2 protein-coding genes are annotated in these 4,810 nt (G+C 75.5%); both read left to right on the forward strand.

The features are described from left to right. The coding region (locus P3X83_RS42990) for a type I polyketide synthase (RefSeq protein ID WP_277311226.1) at positions 1-3,051 on the forward strand (3,051 nt) is incomplete at its 5' end. Beyond that, positions 3,048-4,810: type I polyketide synthase (locus P3X83_RS42995; protein ID WP_277311227.1), on the forward strand; the 1,763-nt coding region annotated here is incomplete at its 3' end. The genes P3X83_RS42990 and P3X83_RS42995, both read left to right, overlap by 4 nt.

The raw sequence follows: 4,810 nt of genomic DNA on the forward strand, positions 1-4,810 counted from the left end.
CGCCGGACCGTCCGCTTCGAAGAGGCCATCCGGGCGCTGCTCGCCGACGGGCGCTCGACGTTCATCGAGATCAGCGCCCACCCGGTGCTGACCGTCGGCATCGAGCAGACGCTTGAGGACTCAACCGGCGTGGTGCTCGGCACCCTCCGGCGCGACGAGGGCGGCCTGGAGCGGTGGACGACCGCGCTGGCCGAAGCCTGGGTGCGCGGTGTCCCGGTGAACTGGCGCGCGGTTCTCGGCGGCACCGGCGGCGTCCCCGCAGACCTGCCCACCTACGCCTTCCAGCGAACCCGCTTCTGGCCCGACGTCCGCCCCGTCCCCGGCGACGTGACCGCCGTGGGGCTCGGCATGACGGGACACCCGATGCTCGGCGTGGCCGTACCGGTGCCCAGCACCGGCGGCGTGCTGCTCACCGGCAGGCTGTCGGCGGCCACCCACCCCTGGCTCGCCGACCACGCCGTGATGGGCTCGATCCTGCTGCCCGGCACCGCCTTCGTCGAGATCGCGCTGCGCGCCGGAGAACAGGCGGGCACCCCGGCCCTCGACGAGCTGACCCTCCAGGCCCCGCTGGTGCTCCCCGAGACCGGCGGCGTCCGCCTCCAGGTCGAGGTCGGCCCGGCCAAGGGCGACGGAAGCCGGGAGATCGCCGTCTACTCCGCCCCCGACGGCGACGACGCGGCCTGGACCCGCCACGCCACCGGCACCCTCACCTCCGCCGAGGCCGCGCCGCCCGCCGACCTCGCCGCCTGGCCCCCGCCCGGCGCGGAGCCCGTGGACGTGACCGGCTTCTACGCCGAGGCCGCCGACGCCGGATACGGCTACGGCCCCGCCTTCCAGGGACTGCGGGCCGTGTGGCGCCGCGACGGCGAGGTGTTCGCCGAAGTGGCCGCCGACGACGACGCCGGATCCTTCGGCGTCCACCCGGCCCTGCTCGACAGCGCGCTGCACGCCATCGGCGCGGGCGGCCTGCTCGCCGCCTCCGAGGACGTGCGGCTGCCGTTCGCCTGGTCCGGCGTCACCCTGCACGCGTCGGGCGCGCCCGCCCTGCGCGTCCGGCTGGCCCGCGCGGGCGAGGGCGAGGCCGTCACCCTGGACGCCGCCGACGGCGCCGGCCGCCCCGTGGTCACCGTCGGCTCGCTGGCCATGCGGACCCTGTCCGCCGACCAGGTCCGCCAGGCCGACACCGGTCTCCGCGACTGCCTGTTCCACCTGGAGTGGACCGAGATCGCCGCCGACGCGGCGGTGCCCGGCGGATGGGCCGTGATCGGTCCCGACCCGGTGGGCGTCGCCGAGACCCTGGCCGGGGTCGTCGAGCGCATCGACTGGCACCCCGACCTCGGCTCACTGGTCGAGGCCGTGGAGGTCGGCATGCCCGCCCCAGACGTGGTGGTCTGGTCCGGCGACCGCGCGGACGACCCGCGCGACGCCGCCAAGGCCGCGCTCGCGCTGCTGCGGTCCTGGCTGGACGACGCGCGGTTCGCCGCCGCCCGGCTGGTGCTGCTCACCCACGAGGACGACCTGGCGGGGGCCGCGATCCACGGCCTGGTCAGGTCCGCGCAGAGTGAGAACCCCGACCGCTTCGTCATCGCCGCCGCCGACGGCGAGCCCGGATCGCTCGCGGCGCTGGCCGCGCTGCCCGGTCTCGGCGAGCCGGAGGCCGCGCTGCGCGCCGGTCGCGTGCTGGTGCCCAGGCTCGCGCGGACCACGTCCGCCGGCGAGGCCCCGGAGCTGGACGGCACGGTGCTGATCACCGGAGGGACCGGCGTGCTCGGCGGCCTGGTCGCCAGGCACCTGGCCACCCGGTACGGCGTGCGCGACCTGCTGTTGCTCAGCCGCAGCGGCCCCGGTGCCGCCGGAGCCGCCGAGCTGGTCGCCGAACTGGCCGCGCTCGGCGCGACCGCCGAGGTGGTGGCCTGCGACGCCGCCGACCGTGACGCGCTCGCCGCCGTCCTCGACGGCCGGACCGTCGCCGGTGTGGTCCACGCGGCCGGCCTGCTCGACGACGGCGTGATCGGCTCGCTGACCCCCGAGCGGATGGACTTGGTCATGCGCCCGAAGACGGACGCGGCGACCAACCTGCACGAGCTGACCGCCGGGCCCGCGCTGCGGATGTTCGCGCTGTTCTCCTCGGCGGCGGCCACCTTCGGCCCGGCCGGGCAGGGCAACTACGCCGCCGCCAACGCCTACCTGGACGCGCTGGCCGTCCGGCGCGGGGCGGACGGACTGCCCGGCGTCTCGATCGGCTGGGGCATGTGGGGCCAGGCCACCGGCATGACCGCGCACCTGGGCGCGGCCGACCTCGCCAAGGCCGCCCGCGCTGGCGCGGCGCTGACGGCGGAGGACGGGCTCGCCCTGTTCGACGCGGCGCTCGCCGCCGGGCACGGCCACCTGGTGGCGGCCCGCCTGGACATCGCGACGATGCGGGCCAGGGCCGGGTCCGGCGGGGTGGAGGTGCCCGCCGTGCTGCGGGGCCTGGTGCGCGTGCCGCCGCGCCGCGCGGCCGGACCGGCCGCGGAGGCGTCCGGCGACACCCTCGGCAGGCGGCTCGCCGCGCTGCCGGCGGCCGACCGCAGGCCGTACCTGCTGGACCTGGTGCGGACCAACGCCGCCGCCGTGCTCGGCCACGCGTCCGGCGAGGCCGTCGAGCCGGACCGCGGGTTCACCGAACTCGGCTTCACCTCGGTCACCGCGATCGAGATGCGCAACCTGATCGGCGCGGCCACCGGGCTGCGCCTGCCCACCACCCTGATCTTCGACTATCCGACGTCCGCCAAGCTCGCCGACCACCTGCTGGCCTCCGTGGCGATCGAGGGCGGCACCGGGGAGCCCTCCCTGCTCGACGTACTCGACAAGCTGGAGGCGGGCCTGGCCAGGACCGACGCCGACGACGAAGTGCGGTCCCGGCTGCTGCTGCGGATGCAGGCCCTGCTCGCCAGGTACGACGACGTGTACGGCGGGGCGGACGCGCCGGATTCCGCGACCGATGACTTCGACGCGGCAAGCGACGAACAGATGTTCGCGTTCATAGACAAGGAATTGGGAGTGTCATGACCGAGCCCCGGGTGTCTAACGAACAGCGGCTTCGCGAATATCTCAAGCGGGTGACGGCCGACCTCAACCAGGTCAGGCAGCGGCTGCGCGCGGTCGAGGCCGCCGAGCGGGAGCCCATCGCGATCGTCGGGATGAGCTGCCGCTTTCCCGGCGGGGTGAGCACTCCCGAGGACCTGTGGCGGCTCGTCGACGAGGGTGTGGACGCCATCTCCGGATTTCCCGCCGACCGGGGCTGGGACCTCTCGCCGTTCGACGCGGCGGAGGCGTCCGGGGCGGACTTCACCCGCGAGGGCGGATTCCTGCACGACGTGGCCGACTTCGACCCTTCGCTGTTCGGCATCTCGCCGCGCGAGGCGCTGGCCATGGACCCGCAGCAGCGGCTCATCCTGGAGACCTCCTGGGAGGCGATCGAGCGCGCCGGGATCGACCCGACGTCGCTGCGCGGCAGCCGTACCGGGGTGTTCACCGGCGTGATGTACAACGAGTACGCGGCGCGGGCGCTGTCGATCCCCGAGGGCGTCGAGTCCTATCTCGGCACCGGCAGCGCGGGCAGCGTGGTCTCCGGGCGCGTCTCCTACGCCCTGGGCCTTGAGGGCCCGGCGGTCACCATCGACACGGCGTGCTCCTCCTCGCTGGTGGCGCTGCACCTGGCCGCGCAGGCGCTGCGCAACGGCGAGTGCACCCTCGCCCTGGCGGGCGGCGTCGCGGTCATGGTCACGCCGAACACCTTCGTGGACTTCGGCATGTCCGGCGGGCTCGCCTCGGACGGCCGCTGCAAGTCCTTCGCCGCCGACGCCGACGGGGCCGGCTGGTCGGAGGGCGTCGGCGTGCTGCTGGTGGAGAAGCTGTCGGACGCCCGCCGCAACGGGCACGAGGTGCTGGCGATCGTGCGGGGGAGCGCGGTCAACCAGGACGGCGCGTCCAGCGGTCTCACCGTCCCGAACGGCCCCTCCCAGCAGCGGGTCATCCGGGCGGCCCTGGGCAGCGCCCGGATCAACGCCGCCGACGTGGACGCGGTGGAGGCCCACGGCACCGGCACCTCGCTCGGGGACCCGATCGAGGCGCAGGCGCTGCTCGCCACCTACGGCCAGGATCGTGACCGTCCGCTGTGGCTGGGCTCGCTGAAGTCCAACCTCGGCCACACCCAGGCCGCCGCGGGGGTCGGCGGCGTGATCAAGATGGTCATGGCGATGCGGCACGGGGTCCTGCCCAGGACCCTGCACGTGGACGAGCCCACCCCGCACGTGGACTGGACGGCGGGCGCCGTGGAACTCCTCCAGGAGGCCAGGCCGTGGCCCGCAGGGGAGCGGCCCCGCCGCGCCGGGATCTCCTCCTTCGGCGTCAGCGGCACCAACGCGCACGCGATCATCGAGGAGGCTCCGGCCGAGGAGGACGCGGCCGAGCCCGTCGCGCCCGGCGCCGGAGTGCTGCCCTGGGTGGTGTCCGGGAAGACGGCCGAGGCGCTGCGCGGGCAGGCCGGACGGCTGGCCGTCCACGCCGGGGACGACCCGGCCGACGTGGCGTGGTCGCTGGTGACCACCCGGGCGGCCCTGGAGCACCGCGCGGTGGTGCTGGGGGAGACCCCCGGCGACTTCACCGCCGGGCTGACCGGGCTGGCCCAGGGGCGGGAGATCCCCGGTGTCGTCACCCGGGTCGGCGACCTGGGCCAGGGCGGCGCGGTCTTCGTGTTCCCCGGTCAGGGGTCGCAGTGGATCGGCATGGCCGCCGGTCTGCTGGAGTCCTCCCCGGTGTTCGCCGC

Source organism: Spongiactinospora sp. TRM90649, from assembly GCF_029382225.1.
Classification (GTDB): domain Bacteria; phylum Actinomycetota; class Actinomycetes; order Streptosporangiales; family Streptosporangiaceae; genus Spongiactinospora.